The organism is Alteribacillus bidgolensis (assembly GCF_002886255.1).
GTDB lineage: Bacteria > Bacillota > Bacilli > Bacillales > Marinococcaceae > Alteribacillus > Alteribacillus bidgolensis.
In genome coordinates, this window is the sequence record NZ_KZ614149.1 from 1276070 (window position 1) to 1291863 (window position 15794).

16 protein-coding genes are annotated in these 15794 nt (G+C 39.7%); 5 read left to right on the forward strand and 11 right to left on the reverse strand.

All coding sequences use genetic code 11. The annotated features are described in order from the left end of the window. Nucleotides 1-309 precede the first annotated feature (309 nt). The 5 genes from lpdA to CEF16_RS06550 all read right to left on the reverse strand — a co-directional run bounded on the left by lpdA (nt 310) and on the right by CEF16_RS06550 (nt 6597). On the reverse strand, nt 310-1725 hold the full coding sequence (lpdA, locus tag CEF16_RS06530) for a dihydrolipoyl dehydrogenase (protein WP_091582627.1): 1416 nt from the start codon (nt 1723-1725) through the stop codon (nt 310-312). Nucleotides 1726-1727: 2 nt separating this feature from the next. Further along, on the reverse strand, nt 1728-3014 hold the full coding sequence (locus tag CEF16_RS06535) for a dihydrolipoamide acetyltransferase family protein (protein WP_091582624.1): 1287 nt from the start codon (nt 3012-3014) through the stop codon (nt 1728-1730). Nucleotides 3015-3131: 117 nt separating this feature from the next. After that, nucleotides 3132-4109 carry an alpha-ketoacid dehydrogenase subunit beta gene (locus CEF16_RS06540; RefSeq protein WP_091582621.1) on the reverse strand — a complete coding sequence of 326 codons (978 nt, stop codon included), beginning with the start codon at nt 4107-4109 and terminating at the stop codon, nt 3132-3134. Nucleotides 4110-4112: 3 nt separating this feature from the next. Beyond that, a complete protein-coding gene (gene pdhA, locus CEF16_RS06545) occupies nt 4113-5156 on the reverse strand; it encodes a pyruvate dehydrogenase (acetyl-transferring) E1 component subunit alpha (protein ID WP_091583188.1) in 1044 nt (347 codons plus the stop codon). A gap of 739 nt (nt 5157-5895) precedes the next feature. Next, nucleotides 5896-6597, reverse strand: coding sequence for a YkyA family protein (locus tag CEF16_RS06550; protein WP_170031654.1), 702 nt, complete (start codon nt 6595-6597; stop codon nt 5896-5898). A 588-nt stretch (nt 6598-7185) separates the two neighbouring features. Between CEF16_RS06550 and CEF16_RS06555 the strand changes: the two genes are divergently transcribed. Together CEF16_RS06555 and def are read left to right on the forward strand one after the other, a co-directional pair. Beyond that, the gene (locus CEF16_RS06555; protein ID WP_139185924.1) at nt 7186-7302 is read left to right on the forward strand and encodes a YjcZ family sporulation protein; all 117 of its coding nucleotides are present in this window, start codon (nt 7186-7188) and stop codon (nt 7300-7302) included. A 264-nt stretch (nt 7303-7566) separates the two neighbouring features. Continuing rightward, complete coding sequence (gene def / locus CEF16_RS06560) at nt 7567-8112, forward strand: peptide deformylase (protein ID WP_091582615.1); 546 nt, start codon at nt 7567-7569, stop codon at nt 8110-8112. A gap of 45 nt (nt 8113-8157) precedes the next feature. Here def and CEF16_RS06565 read toward each other — a convergent pair whose 3' ends face one another. Beyond that, a complete protein-coding gene (locus CEF16_RS06565) occupies nt 8158-8934 on the reverse strand; it encodes a Cof-type HAD-IIB family hydrolase (protein ID WP_091582612.1) in 777 nt (258 codons plus the stop codon). Nucleotides 8935-9441: 507 nt separating this feature from the next. On the opposite strand from CEF16_RS06565, the gene CEF16_RS06570 reads away from it, so the two are divergent. Beyond that, nucleotides 9442-9651 (forward strand): DNA-dependent RNA polymerase subunit epsilon, encoded by a 210-nt coding sequence (locus tag CEF16_RS06570; protein WP_091582609.1) that lies wholly within the window; start codon nt 9442-9444, stop codon nt 9649-9651. Nucleotides 9652-9654: 3 nt separating this feature from the next. Continuing rightward, a complete protein-coding gene (gene rnjA / locus CEF16_RS06575) occupies nt 9655-11322 on the forward strand; it encodes a ribonuclease J1 (protein WP_091582606.1) in 1668 nt (555 codons plus the stop codon). A gap of 54 nt (nt 11323-11376) precedes the next feature. Here the strand turns inward: rnjA and CEF16_RS06580 are convergent, their stop codons facing one another. The 4 genes from CEF16_RS06580 to CEF16_RS06595 form a co-directional block, all read right to left on the reverse strand. Next, entirely contained in the window at nt 11377-12042 is a 666-nt protein-coding gene (locus CEF16_RS06580; protein WP_091582603.1) for a potassium channel family protein, read from the reverse strand. An 81-nt stretch (nt 12043-12123) separates the two neighbouring features. Beyond that, complete coding sequence (locus CEF16_RS06585; protein ID WP_091582600.1) at nt 12124-12831, reverse strand: peptidoglycan recognition protein family protein; 708 nt, start codon at nt 12829-12831, stop codon at nt 12124-12126. Between the two features lie 174 nt (nt 12832-13005). Continuing rightward, nucleotides 13006-13458, reverse strand: coding sequence for a TlpA disulfide reductase family protein (locus CEF16_RS06590; protein WP_091583182.1), 453 nt, complete (start codon nt 13456-13458; stop codon nt 13006-13008). Nucleotides 13459-13659: 201 nt separating this feature from the next. After that, nucleotides 13660-14211, reverse strand: a complete 552-nt coding sequence (locus tag CEF16_RS06595) for a peroxiredoxin (protein ID WP_091582596.1) — start codon at nt 14209-14211, stop codon at nt 13660-13662. Between the two features lie 390 nt (nt 14212-14601). Between CEF16_RS06595 and CEF16_RS06600 the strand changes: the two genes are divergently transcribed. Then, a complete protein-coding gene (locus CEF16_RS06600; RefSeq protein WP_091582593.1) occupies nt 14602-15444 on the forward strand; it encodes a mechanosensitive ion channel family protein in 843 nt (280 codons plus the stop codon). A 165-nt stretch (nt 15445-15609) separates the two neighbouring features. Here the strand turns inward: CEF16_RS06600 and CEF16_RS06605 are convergent, their stop codons facing one another. After that, nucleotides 15610-15792: a cold-shock protein gene (locus tag CEF16_RS06605; protein ID WP_091582590.1), complete on the reverse strand. Its 183-nt coding sequence runs from the start codon at nt 15790-15792 to the stop codon at nt 15610-15612. Nucleotides 15793-15794 lie beyond the last annotated feature (2 nt).

Sequence of the window (15794 nt, forward strand, 5' to 3'; positions counted from 1 at the left end):
CTGTGTGTAATGCAGAATCATCACTTCAGGTGTAAGTGAGTCTGTAACAACGCTGAACTGGCTTTCACAAGTGCCTCTTTGACATTTACGTCCGGAACAAGACACCCGAGGTTTTAGGAAATGTTCCTTCCGTCTTATAGGCTAGACGCAGATCAAAATTATGGAGATAGTTATCTTACCGCCGAGTCCTATAGCGGAAGACGTAGTTTTGCTTATACTTTGATCCTTTAACAAAGTTAAACTTTCCCAAGTATAAACAAAAAAGTGCCCTCCTTATATGGAGGACACTTCTCTATCCATTTGATTCAATTATTTTGTAATATGAATAGGTGTTCCTAGTGCAACTTCTGCTGTTTCCATTGTAATCTCGCCTAAGGTTGGATGTGCATGAATAGTCATTGCAAGATCTTCAGCAGTCATTCCTGCTTCAATCGCAAGACCTGCTTCTGCTATCATGTCAGAAGCATTTGGGCCGGCGATTTGTGCACCAATGACAAGTCCATCTTCTTTACGAGTAACCAGTTTCATAAAGCCTTCGGAATCGTTAAGTGAAAGAGCTCTTCCGTTAGCTTGGAATGGGAATTTCGCGCCTACAACATCATATCCTGCTTCTTTCGCATCACTTTCAGTGTACCCCACGCTTGCCAGTTCTGGTTCTGCAAAAACGACCATTGGAATGGCTAAGTAATCAATTTCAGAAGCTTCCCCGGAAATTGCTTCTGCTGCAATTTTGCCTTCATAAGAAGCTTTGTGTGCAAGCTGAGGACCATCAATGATATCACCGATTGCATAAATATTTTTATTACCTGTTCTGCATTGCTTGTCGACTTTGATTAAACCATTGTCTCCAATTTCAACACCGATTTGTTCTAGTCCAAGCTCATCGGTATTTGGCTTACGTCCTACTGATACAAGCACATAATCTGCATCAAATGTTTTTTCTTTTCCTTTAACTTCTGCTTTAATTTGTACGCCATTGTCTGTTTCTTCAACGGATTGAGCAAATGCTTGTGTTTCGAATTTCACGCCATTTTTCTTTAAACGGCGTTGTACAAGCTGTGCCATTTGTTTTTCAAAGCCGCCAAGGATACGTTTTTCACCTTCAAGCACGGTTACTTCTGAACCGAGGTTTGAATACGCTCCAGCAAGCTCAATTCCAATATAGCCGCCGCCGATTACTACCAGCTTCTCAGGAATTTCTTCAAGGTCAAGTGCACCAGTGGAGCTGATAACACGGCTGCTGTATTTAAAGTTTGGAAGTTCAACTGGACGAGAACCAGTGGCAACAATACAATTTTTAAACTTATATGTTTGAGAATTATATTCATCCGTTGACACTTTCACGGAATTTTCATCGGAAAAGTATGCTTCTCCTTGTACAATATTTACATTGTTTCCTTTAAGAAGTCCTTGAACTCCGCCAGTCAGCTTTTTGACTACACCGGCTTTCCATTCTTGGACTTTAGAAAAATCAACGTTCACATTTTCTGCTGTAATTCCCATTTCTTCTCCGCCAGATTTTGCTTCATGTGCACGATGCCCTGCTTGGATAAGTGCTTTTGAAGGAATACAGCCGATATTTAAACAAACGCCGCCGATATTTCCTTTTTCTACAATCGTTACTTTTTGTCCTAGCTGAGCTGCACGAATTGCTGCAACATAGCCCCCTGGTCCTGAACCTATAATGAGAGTATCCACTTCTTCTGCAAAATCTCCAACTACCATTCTTACCCCTCCATAACTAATAATTCTGGATCGTTCAATAAGCGTTTTACGTGGTTTAACGCATTTTGAGCTGTGACTCCATCAATAAGACGGTGGTCATAACTTAAGGATAATGCAAGCATAGGTGCGATGACAACTTCTCCATCACGAACAACGGCTTTTTCTTCAATTCTTCCAATACCCAAAATAGCTACTTCTGGATGGTTAATAACTGGTGTGAACCATTGGCCTTGAGCAGAGCCTACATTTGAAATCGTGCAGGAACCGCCTTTCATTTCATCAGAAGAAAGTTTGCCGTCACGCGCTTTGCCTGCAAGCTGATTAATTTCATCTGCAAGCATAAAGATAGATTTGCGGTCTGCGTCTTTTACTACTGGTACAACAAGTCCTTGCTCGGTATCAGCAGCAATACCTACATTATAATACTTTTTGTACACGATTTCTTCATTTTTATCATCGATAGAAGCATTTAATGCAGGGAATTCACGCAAAGCAGAAGTTAATGCTTTAACGACATATGGCAGATAAGTGAGCTTAATATCTTTTTCTGCTGCTACCGGCTTAAACTTCTTACGATTAGCAACAAGGTTTGCTACATCTACTTCATCCATGTGCGTTACGTGAGGTGCAGTCTGTTTAGAGTTCACCATTGCTTTTGCAATAGCTTTGCGAATACCTTTCATAGGTACGCGCTCTTCAAGAGCACCTGTATCTTGAGCTGCAGCTGGTGCAGATGTATCTTTTGGTGCTTCTTCTTTGGCAGCTGTATCTTCTGCCGCTTCTTGGCCGCCATCAAGATAAGCATCCACATCTTCTTTTAAAACACGGCCGTTTTTGCCGCTTCCTTGAACTTTTTGAATAGCTGCGCCTTTTTCACGAGCATATTTTCGAACAGATGGCATTGCAATAACACGCTTGCCTTCATCTTCTTCAGCTGCTGGCGCTTCCTCTTTTTTCTCTTCTTCTTTCTTCTCAGAAGTTTTTTGTTTTTCTTCCTGCTTTTCTTCTTTTTCGGAATCGTCTCCGCTTTCTTCTTCTGGAGTATCTTCGCTTCCGTCATCGATTGTTAAAATAACATCGCCTACTATGGCAGTTGTTCCTTCGTCTACTTTTACATCTTTTACGGTACCTTCTACTGGAGAAGGAATTTCAACTACTGCTTTGTCGTTTTGCACTTCACAAAGTGTATCGTCTTCTTGTACGGTATCTCCAGGCTTCACAAACCATTTAACAATTTCACCTTCATGAATACCTTCACCAATATCTGGAAGTTTGAATTCGAAAGCCACTTCATTTGCCTCCTTTATTTGTCTCAATCTTGTTGCTCATCCATATCAAACATACTAAGAGACTGAAAAAGAAACGGTTCATTGTTTCTTTTTCAGTCTAATTCTATTTAAGCAACATTAAAAATTAATTACTGTTTTTGCCCGTTCTACAACGTCTGTGTGATCTGGCAGCCATACATCTTCTGCTGCTGCAAATGGATATACGGTATCTGGTGCAGTAACACGAAGGACAGGAGCTTCTAAGTGCAAGATAGCATTATCGTTAATGTCCGCTACTACACTTGCTCCAACACCAGCTTGTTTTTGTGCTTCTTGTACAACAATGGCACGGTTCGTCTTTTTCACTGACTCAACAACAGTATCCATATCAAGCGGACTTACGGTACGAAGGTCAATTACTTCTGCTTCAATACCTTCTTCTGCAAGTTCTTCTGCAGCTTTTAGCGACGTGTGCACCATGGCACCATATGTCACGATTGTAAGGTCTTTTCCTTCTCTTTTAATATCTGCTTTTCCAATTTCGATTGTATACTCTTCTTCTGGAACTTCTTCCCGGAAGGAACGATATAATTTCATATGCTCTAAGAAAATAACTGGGTCATTGTCACGAATGGATGCAAGTAACAGTCCTTTTGCATCATAAGGTGTAGAAGGAATGACCACTTTTAGACCTGGAGCCTGCGCCATCAACCCTTCAAGGTTATCAGCGTGTAGCTCAGGTGTTTTTACTCCGCCGCCAAACGGAGAACGAACGGTAATTGGTGAATGATAATGTCCGCCGGAACGATAACGCATACGTGCCATTTGGCCCGCAACTCCGTCCATTGTTTCAAATACGAAACCGAAGAACTGAATTTCCATTACCGGACGAAATCCTGTTAAACCAAGGCCTATTGCTAGACCGCTAATACCTGATTCTGCAAGCGGTGTATCAAAAACTCGTTCTTCCCCAAATTCTTCCTGAAGTCCATCTGTAGCCCGGAATACTCCACCATTTTGTCCAACGTCTTCACCGAAAACAAGAACATTCTCGTCGTTTTTCAGCTCCGTACGCATCGCATCAGTTATTGCTTGAATCATTGTCATTTGCGCCATAGCTTACTTCGACTCCTTCTCTCTATATTCTTCAAGTTGCTGCTGTAAATTCACAGGCAGCTTTTCAAACATAATTTCAATTAAGTCAGACACTTTCTGCTTCGGTGTATCATCTGTTTTCTTAATTGCAGCTTTTATGTCATCTTTTGCTTGATCTACAACCTCATTTTCTTTTTCTTCAGACCATAGATCTTTGCTTTCAAGGTACTTGCGGAAGCGCACGAGCGGATCTTTTTTCTCCCATTCATCATCAAGGTCAGACGTACGATAACGAGTAGGATCATCACCAGCCATAGTGTGCGGGCCGTACCGATAGCACATCGTTTCCAGCAATGTTGGTCCATCTCCATTTACGGCATTTTCCCGTGCTTCTTTTGTTGCTGCATATACAGCCAGCACGTCCATTCCGTCGACTTGAACTCCGTTAATACCAGCGGCTACTGCCTTTTGAGCAATTGTTTTTGCTGCCGATTGCTCTTCTACTGGAACAGAAATTGCAAACTGATTGTTTTGTACGACAAAGATGGCTGGTGCACTATACGCTCCAGCAAAGTTCATTCCTTCATAGAAATCTCCTTGTGAAGCACCGCCGTCCCCTGTATAAGTAATGGCAACACTATCTTTTCCTTTTCGTTTCAAACCAAGTGCTACACCAGCTGTTTGTACAATTTGAGCACCAATAATAATTTGCGGCATAAGCGCATTTACTTCTTCTGGAAATTGACCGCCGTGAAAATGGCCGCGGGAATATAAAAAGGCTTGGTAAAGCGGAAGACCGTGCCAAACGATTTGCGGCACATCACGATAGCCCGGTAAAATCCAATCTTCTTTTTCCAATGCAAACTGAGAACCAAGCATAGATGCTTCCTGGCCTGCTACAGGTGCATAGAAACCCAAACGGCCTTGTCGATTTAACGAAATGGCACGCTGGTCCCAAATGCGGGTATACACCATACGTCTCATCAACTCTTGTAACTCTTCATCTGATAGATCTGGAAGGGCGTCTTTGTTAACAATTTCCCCTTCTTCATTTAAAATCTGAAACATTTCAAAGTGACCTTCAACTTGCTCCAATGTTTTGGTAGCCACAAATGTTCACCTCTTCCTTTCTTTCCGTGGTTGAATATGTTGGCTTGTGATATTTAATACTATATTGAGAAAGAGAACCAGTTTATGAAATGCTAACCCTTCAAACATCCCGGTCTCTTACCATCACCAATTAGCTAAACAATGAATCCATTGTTCTGCCTTTTACTTACAAACCTTAGGGTAACCAGATACCGCAGAAAACATCAATTTTTGATGTTTTACATATCTTTTATCTTCATATTACCCGTCACCACTTATCAATAATCAATTGACTTTTTAACAGTTCTTTAGAATCTGTTTCACTTATATTTATATAAAAATGAAACAACTTCGTCCCACTGATAAGAATATACTAAAACAAAAAGATTCGTCAATCCTTTTTGCTTAAACGTTTTTAAGACTTTTCTAGTTTATTAATAATTGTATCATTTTAAGTACTGTTATATATCATTGAACATTTTGCTATAAACAGGTTTTACGATTGTAAACGTATTCATACAAATTTCTTTCTTATAACACAAAATCCATTCATTGTATTCTTGGAAAAACTAGATTTGCCGCCAAGTCTTTATGGCAGATGCTGTTGTTTTTCTTATACTTTGAACCTTTAACAATGTTAAACTAAAACATGAAAAAAGCTGCTAAAAAGAGAGGTAATCTCTTCATTTAGCAGCTTTTCATGTACACCGGCTGTTCTTTATTCTTCTGTTTCTTCATCGTTATCCTGATCAGACTCTTCTTGTTCAGAGGTTTCCGTTTGTATGTCTAGACCTGCAGCTTCGTAAAATGCTTGTTTGGCTTCGTTATACTCATCTGTATAATCATTAAACATATTTCTGTTATCTATAACTTGTTGATACGCTTCATTCACTTCATCAATATAGGACTGTAATTCTTCGATAGACAAATCTTCCTTTGTGAATGCTTCATACAGGGCAATGTCATCATTAATTGCTTCTTCGTAACTGTTATAAAGAGACTGATAAGCATTGTAGCGTTGATCCATTGCCTCCTGTACGGCCTCTGCTTCTTCTTCTGCACCTTCTACATTATTCATTTCTTCTTCACCTAGTTTATACTCTTCATAGGCTTCTTCAATGCTTTCTTTTTCCTTTTCTAATAGCTCTGTTCGTTCTTCTGCATAACCGATTGCTTCATCTGCAAGCATTTCTATTTCTTCTAGATCCTCTGTTCCAAGCGTAAGCATTTCCTCATATATATTTTGTTCTTGTTCTTCTAATTCCATTAATGGCTCTTGTTGATCCTCAAACGTCTCTTCTAAAGCAACTGCTTCTTCTAAATGAGAATATACACGTTCTTCTGGACTGTTTCCACATGCACTTAAAATGAAAAAAATAATGGCAGCTAAAAAGAAAGTCTTTTTTTTATGTACCAGCACGGTCATACCCTCCCCATTCTTAAACCGCTTTCAGTCGAATATTACTCCTTCACATACTTTATTTACCCCACAATCATATAGCAATACACACACTAAATCAATATTAGAGCTTATCGCCGAGCCTTTATGGCAGCAGCCGTAGTTTTGCTTATACTTTGATCCTTAAACATAGTTGAAGAATAAGAAAGCTGGTCCGATCCTTTTTTGAAGTTCGATCCACATACCGAACCTTCAAAAATGAACGAAAAAGCATTAGATTTGTGGGTTTAATTGAATGTATGCTTATTTATTTTTCTTCATAACATCAACTTTTTTGGGTTTCTGCCCAGCCACTTTATTTTTTTTTACATAAGGTATTAGGGAAATGCCCTATACAAGGCATTCCACGTTTAAAGGAGGGTATAAGCTATGTGGGGAAACCATTGTTGTGATTACGGACCAGGTATGGTCGGTGGTGCTCACCATAATGCCGGTCCTGGCATGGTCGGTGGCGCTCACCATAATGCCGGTCCTGGCATGGTCGGTGGCGCTCACCATAATGCCGGTCCTGGCATGGTCGGCGGCGTTCAAAATAATGTCGGCCCAGGCATGGTCGGTGGATACTATGGCTATGGTTATGGACGCGGAAGAGGTTTCGCGCTAATCGTAGTGTTGTTCATACTTCTTATTATTGTCGGAGCATCAAAATTGGGATATAAAGATTAAATTTTTGACCCCCTGAAAGGTCCGCATCTAATACGGACCTTTCTTTTTCTTTTGAATGCTCTGCTTTTTTGATATACTTATTTCACGAAAAGATGACGCTTTTATTTTTCATTCTTTGAAATGCTATTGGTAACCAGATAAGCAAACTAAGCATTCAATAAACAGAACTTTCGAATGCGGCTTCTAAAGCAGGACGTGGCGTTTTAAGGTAAGCCGGAATTTTCTAACGATCTATATATTGTTGCAGCAAGTGGAGGGATGCACATGATTACAATGAAAGATATTGTCCGTGAAGGTCACCCGGCGTTGCGGGAGGTAGCAGAAGAAGTTGCTCTTCCACCAGCGTCAGAAGATAAGGAATTATTAGAAAAGATGCTGGAATTTCTAAAAAACAGTCAGGACCCTGAAATAGCAGAAAAACATAACCTGCGCTCCGGTGTCGGACTTGCAGCTCCTCAGCTTGGAGTTACAAGGCGGATGTTTGCCATGCACGTTACCGATGATAAAGATAATTTATATAGCTATGGTCTTTTCAATCCTAAAATTATCAGCCATTCGGTAGAGACCACTTTCTTAGAAGGCGGCGAAGGCTGTTTATCAGTAGACCGCGAAGTTCCTGGAAATGTTCCTCGTTATAAAAGGATTACGATGGAAGCTGTCACCTTGGAAAATGAAAAAATAAAATTACGCCTTCGCGGACTGCCTGCCATTGTTTTTCAGCATGAACTAGACCACCTCAACGGCATCATGTTCTATGACAGGATTGAAGGCTATAATGATTCCTTTACAAAAGAGCTTCCAAAATTATAAACAAAAGCGAGCCGGAAAAATAATTCATCCAGGCTCGCTTTTTTCTTATAATAACCCGATTCGCTTCAATCCTTGCTGAACACCGTTTTCATATACCGGGGACGTCACGATGTCGGCTGCTTGTTTCACTTCTTCTAAAGCATTGCCCATCGCTATTCCGATCCCTGCTTCCGTTAACATTTCCATATCATTTAAAGCATCGCCGAAAGCAGCTGTATCTTCTATTGTATAACCTAAATGATTGGCAACAGCCCGGATTCCTTCTGCTTTTGAACCGCCTGCAGGCAGTACATCAAGTGCTCGTTTATGCCATCTCACAAAATGAAAGGTTCCGTAGTTATTTTTATACAGGTCTTCGTCTTCTTTTCCGCAAAATAATAAAGCTTGATAAATTTCTTTTTGTTTATAAAAATTTTCACTCAGAGGTGGGTACGGCATTTTCAGATCCCCTAAACTCTCCGAAATATGGGCATGGTTTTCAACGTTGGCAGCTGCTTGTTCATGGTCTAAAAAAACCATCGGGTGACTTTCAGAACCTGCAGCAAGCTGAAGCTCCTCTACTTTTTCTGTTTTAAGCGGTCGTTTTTCAATAACTTCTCCTTCAGCAACAACATATGATCCGTTAAAACTTACAAACGTTTCAATGTCTAATTCTTCGCGCAGTGACTCAAACATAAAAGGAGCGCGGCCAGTTGCAATGGCTACATAAATGCCGTCATCTTTGATGGCTTTTATGGCTTCTTTTGAAGATTCAGGCAGTGTCATTTCTTGCGTATACAGCGTACCGTCTATGTCAAAAAAGACGATCGATGGTTTTTTCATTACTCCTCACCCTATCCACTTAATCTTTTTTTTCTCTCTTATTTTTACCATTTTCATTTTAACATACCTGTTCCCTTGTTTCAGTTCATCAGTTGCCAAAATTTGTACCGACGTAATCCAACTTAATTAGGCAAACATATAATTAAAATAAATGGAAAGGGGAATATATATGTTCAAAAGATGGCGGAAAAAACTCCTTAAACGCTGCAAAAATTTGTTACCAAAACACCGGTATTTTCCTGTGTAAGCGGAGGCCTATTGAAAAAATGGTTTAAATCGATTACAATTTGTTAATTGAGTCTTACGGGTTATCCAGAATCTTCATGGAGCACTTATTAATGGCAGAGATGAAAATATCGGATGTTTGATTTATAATATATAGTAGATGTTTTTCATGAACGTTTATACGAAGATACTGCACCTGCTGTTTCATAACAGTTGCAGGTGACGTTTCTTTATGTATATATAAATCAGAAAGAAGACGACAGAAAGAGGAGAGATTGAACGATGATCTACAAAGTTTTTTATCAGAAAAACTTTCAAGAAGTACCTGTTAGAGAGAACACGGATGCGATGTTTATTGAAGCGGAAACAGAACGAGAAGTACGGCGGAAATTGGCGGATAAAAATTATAATATCGAACTTGTTCAACCGGTTTCAGAAAACCTCCTGAAATTTGAAGAAAAAAACGAAGACTTCAAAGTGGAGAAACTATAGAGAATGAAGCAGATAAAAAAACATCAAGTTGCGGTTTTCGCCCTCGGAGGTTTAGGCGAAATCGGTAAAAATACGTACGCCATACAATATCAAGATGAGATTATTCTCATCGATGCCGGAATTATGTTTCCAGAAGATGAACTTCTCGGGATTGATTACGTTATACCTGATTATACCTACCTCGTCCGTAATAAAGAAAAAATTAAAGGTCTTTTCATTACTCACGGACACGAAGATCATATTGGCGGCATCCCATATCTGCTCCGTGAAGTTAACATGCCGATTTATGGCGGAAAGCTTGCAATCGGCCTATTAAAGGGTAAACTCGAAGAACATGGACTTCTTCGACGTGCCAAATTAAATGTAGTTAGAGAAGACCAAGAAATTAAATTTAAAAAAACAAAAATTTCTTTTTTCCGGACAACCCACAGTATTCCAGATTCACTAGGTATTGTCGTAAACACGCCGGAAGGGAATATTGTTCATACTGGCGATTTCAAATTTGATTTCACACCAGTTGGTGAACCAGCTAATTTATCAAAAATGGCTCAGATTGGTGAAGAAGGTGTACTTTGCCTTTTATCTGACAGTACGAACAGCGAAGTACCTGGTTTCACGATGTCTGAACGAAAAGTCGGTAAAAGCATCGATAACATTCTTCGTCAAGCGGAAGGCCGGCTGATCTTTGCTACATTTGCTTCAAATATTTACAGGCTGCAGCAAGCCGTCGAAGCAGCTGTCAGGGATGGGCGTAAAATTGCAGTGTTTGGAAGAAGTATGGAGTCTGCTATTACCATTGGACAGGAATTGGGCTATATTAAAGCGCCAAAAGGAACATTTGTAGAACCTTCCCAATTAAATCGTATTCCTGATGACCAAGCGGCTATATTATGTACAGGCAGCCAGGGCGAACCAATGGCTGCGTTATCTAGAATTGCTCACGGTACACACCGTCAGATACAAATTATTCCAGGGGACACTGTCGTGTTTTCCAGTTCCCCTATTCCAGGGAACACGCTGTCCGTCAATAAAATCATAAATCAATTATTCAGAGCCGGCGCAAATGTGATCCACGGTTCACTAAATAACATTCATACTTCCGGCCATGGTGGACAAGAGGAACAAAAGTTAATGCTTCGTCTGATGAAACCAAAGTACTTCATGCCGATTCATGGTGAATACCGGATGTTAAAAATGCACACCGTGCTAGGGAAAGACTGCGGCATCCCATTAGAAAATTCATTTATTATGGAAAATGGAGAAGTATTAGCTTTAACGAGAAAAAGTGCTGCAGTAGTAGGAAAGATTCCATCCGGATCGGTTTATGTCGACGGAAATGGAATCGGAGATATCGGAAACATCGTGCTGCGCGACCGCCGCATTCTTTCAGAAGAAGGTCTTGTTGTTGTCGTTGTAAGCATAGATATGAAAAACTTTAAAGTCTCTGCTGGACCGGATATTATTTCTAGAGGATTTGTATACATGAGAGAGTCAAGCGACTTAATCAACGATGCCCAGGCTCGGTTGACCAAACATCTTGATGAAGTGATGAAACGAAGAACTACACAATGGTCCGAAATTAAAAATGAAATAATTGAGCAGCTCTCTCCATATTTGTATGAAAAAACAAAAAGAAAACCGATGATTCTTCCTATCATCATGGAAGTATAATCAACAAAAAACAGGTCGGCGTGGTTTTATTTACCTGCGCCGGCCTGTTTTTTGTTAGGTTGCATCAATCCAGTGATTTTCCAGTCGGTTTATGTCTTCATCCGCACCGATTACAATTAAAACATCCCCGTCTTTAATTTCTTCTTCTGGCCTCGGTGAAACTCGGATATCGTCATTTCGTTTAATCGCTAATATGTTACAGCCATACTTCGAACGCAAGTCAAGGTCAATGATGGTTTCTCCGTCAATTGTGTGGCCAGCTGCAAGCTCTACGATACTATATTCATCGGAAAGTTCTAGATAATCAAGAACATTTTTAGACACCACATTGTGAGCAATTCGCACCCCGATATCTCTTTCCGGATGAACAATCTCATCTGCTCCAAGACGAGCTAATACTTTTTCATGATAGTCGTTTTGAGCCTTAACGGTAATATGTTTAACATTCATTTCTTCAAGAATAAGTGTGGTTAAAATGCTCGCTAAAATGTTATCTCCAATCGCCACAATCACATGGTCAAAATTTCGAATACCGAGGCCTCGCAATGCTTTTTCATCAGTACTGTCAGCAATCACTGCTTGAGTGACGACAGGGGCAAATTCATTTACTTTGTCTTCATCTGAATCAATAGCCAGCACGTCCATACCTTCTGAAGCCAGCGATTTACATATACTGCCTCCGAAACGCCCTAGCCCGATTACAGCAAATTGCTTTTTCATCGATTTCTCCTCCGTTGTTTCAATGTGCCAGCTGCTGCTTATTTTATCATTTTAACTGATTTTAACATCGTGCGCAAAACATTATTGTAACAGCATCTCCCAAGTGTTAGGACCTGCTATTCCATCTACTTGCAAGTTTTTTCTTTTTTGAAATGTACGAACAGCTTGTTCGGTTCGTGGACCAAATATCCCATCTATTTCGCCGGTGGATACGTTATTTGCTTTTAACCGGTTCTGTAGTTCTTGTACATAAAGTCCTGTGTTCCCCCTCTTTAGAAGAGGACGATTTCTTTTCTTTGAAACGTTACGTTTTGATAAGGGGCTGATATTGCTTCGAAATGACGTCATACTAAACCCTGGGCATATATTTGTTTCATGTCCCTTACACTCTCTATGACCGAGAACGTTATTTTCTGTAATCTTTAAAGTCAACATTAATTGCCTTACAAGCTCATAGGCTGCTGATAACTGCGGCTTTGGGGGAATGGAATGAGAAAAATCACCAGACAAACAAATGCCAACTGTCTTTGTGTTGAAATTGCCAGTATGGTAAGAAATCGTAGTTAGCTTTTGACATTTATAAACAGTTCCATCCGACTGAATGACATAATGGTACCCAATGCCTGGCCAATTATTCGTGTGAACATGGTACTGTGCATAAGATTCAGGAGTGCCAGAAGAAACACCACTATGGTGAAGAATAAGATGGTCAACAGCTGAAAGGGATCTTGTCTTATAGGTTTTAACAGGATGCTGCTCCCAGTGCCCGATTCGATTTACTATTTTCATATTTACACCTCCAACACATATATGAACGTTGAAGATATGCTTAGAGGAAAGTATCAGAAAAACTTGGCTTACCGCCAAGTCCAAATGGCAATATACTTTGATCCTTTAACAAAGTTAAACATAGGATAAATAAAAAAGCTGCAGGTTCTCTTCCCGCAGCTAAAAATTTATTCGTTATTTTTTTTCATTGCGTCCAAGCACACGGTTCACTCGTTTCGTAAGCATTTTCATACCGCCCCCGCCCGCTTGAAAATGACGCAGCGTTCCATCTGTATCAAACACATAATAAGCTGGTACGTATTCATTTTCAAACGCGTCTGTCAATTTATGCTGATTATCAACAAATATTGGCTGGGTAATACCATGTTCATCGGCTACTTCTTTAATTTGATCAAGATCTAGGTCTTTTTCTGAACGAGGCATGTGTACTGCAATAACATTTAAGTCTTCTTTATATTCGTCCCGAAATTCATTGACCTTTGGCATAGCTTCTTTGCACAGCTCGCAGCTGACTGACCAAAAATGGATTAAAGTCGGTTTATCGCCAATTAAGTCATCTTTTGTTACTTCGCCGTTATACCAAGTGGTAGCCCCAGTAATTTCAGGCATTTCTGATCTTAATTTCAGTGCCATTGTCTGTTTTCCTCCTCTATACTGTATTCCTTACAACGTATTCTATAAAAAAGAGAAAAATATCTTGTCAATATGATAAAAACTTGACTTCCGCCAAAATATACAGCGAATGTCGTCATTTGTTTGATTCCGTTATAACAGTGAAAGAAAAAGGTCTAACATTGCTGCTAGACCTTGATCTTTCTACATTTCTTATTATACATTTAAAGTTTCTTGACCTGGTTTCCAGTTTGCAGGGCAAAGTCCGCCAGTTTGAAGAGCTTGAAGCACGCGAAGTGTTTCGTCTACATCGCGTCCGATGTTGTTGTGGTTTACAACGGAATACATAAGCTCTCCTTCAGGGCTAATGATGAATAGTCCGCGAAGCGCAACCCCTTCATCTTCAATAAGAACACCAAAGTCTTCAGAAACTTGATGGTTAGTATCCGCGGCTAATGGATATTCAAGGTCTCCAAGACCATTATCATCACGGGATGTATTAATCCAAGCTTTATGAGTGTGGATTGTATCAGTAGATACTCCAATTACTTCTGCATCAAGGTCTTCAAATTCATCATAACGATCACTCATAGCAGTGATTTCTGTAGGGCATACGAAAGTGAAATCCATCGGATAAAAGAAGAGTACTGTCCACTTGTCCTCTTTCATAATGTCTTCAAGACTTACTTTACCGAATTCTTTATTTGGCATTACAGCGTCCATTTCGAAACGTGGGGCTTGTTTAGCTACCATGCGCTTTTCGCTCATTTACTTCCACTCCTTTAAATGAATGTTCTTTTTTTAAATGACCATTTGTTATTATAATATGAGCTTTAAATTAAAGTCAATATTATATTGTAATTAATTTAAATAAAAGCTCATAATTATAAACTTTCCACATATAGCATTACCCTTATCCACAGAATAAAAACCACTTATTCTTAAAATATTTGTTAATAAATATTGAGAATAAAGGGTCTTTATTTCTCATCCTCCTTATAAAGCGTACAAAATAATGACAAGCATGTAAAACAATCTGCTCGAAGCTGTTTTTTTACTGTGTTATACTTGTGCTCGACAGTTGAAAATTGTCGTGTTTTCTTCTGATTAAAGAGGGAATTAAGCATGGGAACAATCGGTTAAAAGGAGAGTGTTTATATGGGACAAATGATGGAAAATGCTTTTTGGGGAACCTTTATAGGAGGAACAGTTCTCATTATATTACAAATCTTGCTCGCCATTATTGGTTTTTTTATTGCCAGAGCAATTGGAAAAAACATAATTAACCGCAGTTTTTCTAAAATGCAAGAACAGCGGAATATGCACCCAGGCAGGGTTCAAACACTTTTAAAGCTGAGTGTTAATGTATTTTCATATGTTTTAATATTTATTTTCATTACTATTATAGTCGGCATTTTTGGATTGCCAATTGCCTCTATTATTGCCAGTGCAGGCATTATCGGACTAGCAGTCGGCTTTGGTGCACAGGGTCTGGTCAGTGACGTTGTTACAGGCTTTTTTATATTGCTTGAAAAACAGATTGATGTGGAAGATTACGTCTCCGTTGCCGGGGTAGATGGTGTTGTAGAAGAAGTAGGCCTGCGTACAACTCAGATACGCGGATTTGACGGCACCCTTCACTTTGTCCCAAACCGGGAAATCAGTACGGTTAACAATCATTCAAGAGGAAATATGAGAGCAATGGTCGATATCAGTATTTCTTATGATGACCATGTGGATGAGGCGATTACTGTTTTACAAGATGTGTGCGACAAAATGGCTGCGGAGGAACCAGCTATTAAAGAAGGACCAGACGTGCTTGGGGTACAGACGCTAGGTGATTCTGATGTCGTGATTCGTATTTTAGGAAAAACAGAGAACATGGAGCAATGGGGAATCGAACGGAAATTGCGTAAAGCCTGCAAAGAAGCTCTTGATGCAAACGGTATTGAGATCCCATTCCCTCATCAGGTCTATGTAGAAAAGAAACAAAACGCATAAACGAGCTTGTCAAGTATCTGTTGCTAGCATATATTTTATCATCTTTAAGATTTCTTGAAACACATTGGCGGATACTTTGTTCGTGAGTTATACAGAACTATTGTCCATTTATTCCATATCCCAAACGCAAAAAGCCGTCCAGCTTAGGACGGCTTTTTCCTTTACTTAATTTATCTGCGGCAATGTTTTTGTGTCTTTTTTCATTTCAGACTGGCACAAAGGACAACTGGGCTCACTTTCAAACGTAAAATTTTCTCTCATCCAACCTGCACAATCGGCATTCGTACATGACCAGACTTTTGTTTCTACTTCAGGCGGCGCTTCCTTTTTGCCATTATAATAAGCCATAA

Bases quoted from the DNA above. Each gene is read 5' to 3' on its own strand.
- CEF16_RS06565 (WP_091582612.1), bottom strand. From the start codon at position 8,934: ATGAAAAAACCATCGATCGTCTTTTTTGACATAGACGGTACGCTGTAT.
- def (WP_091582615.1), top strand. From the start codon at position 7,567: ATGATTACAATGAAAGATATTGTCCGTGAAGGTCACCCGGCGTTGCGG.
- CEF16_RS06540 (WP_091582621.1), bottom strand. From the start codon at position 4,109: ATGGCGCAAATGACAATGATTCAAGCAATAACTGATGCGATGCGTACG.
- CEF16_RS06580 (WP_091582603.1), bottom strand. From the start codon at position 12,042: ATGAAAAAGCAATTTGCTGTAATCGGGCTAGGGCGTTTCGGAGGCAGT.
- pdhA (WP_091583188.1), bottom strand. From the start codon at position 5,156: ATGTTTCAGATTTTAAATGAAGAAGGGGAAATTGTTAACAAAGACGCC.
- CEF16_RS06585 (WP_091582600.1), bottom strand. From the start codon at position 12,831: ATGAAAATAGTAAATCGAATCGGGCACTGGGAGCAGCATCCTGTTAAA.
- lpdA (WP_091582627.1), bottom strand. From the start codon at position 1,725: ATGGTAGTTGGAGATTTTGCAGAAGAAGTGGATACTCTCATTATAGGT.
- CEF16_RS06555 (WP_139185924.1), top strand. From the start codon at position 7,186: ATGGTCGGTGGATACTATGGCTATGGTTATGGACGCGGAAGAGGTTTC.
- CEF16_RS06600 (WP_091582593.1), top strand. From the start codon at position 14,602: ATGGGACAAATGATGGAAAATGCTTTTTGGGGAACCTTTATAGGAGGA.
- rnjA (WP_091582606.1), top strand. From the start codon at position 9,655: ATGAAGCAGATAAAAAAACATCAAGTTGCGGTTTTCGCCCTCGGAGGT.
- CEF16_RS06570 (WP_091582609.1), top strand. From the start codon at position 9,442: ATGATCTACAAAGTTTTTTATCAGAAAAACTTTCAAGAAGTACCTGTT.
- CEF16_RS06595 (WP_091582596.1), bottom strand. From the start codon at position 14,211: ATGAGCGAAAAGCGCATGGTAGCTAAACAAGCCCCACGTTTCGAAATG.
- CEF16_RS06605 (WP_091582590.1), bottom strand. From the start codon at position 15,792: ATGGCTTATTATAATGGCAAAAAGGAAGCGCCGCCTGAAGTAGAAACA.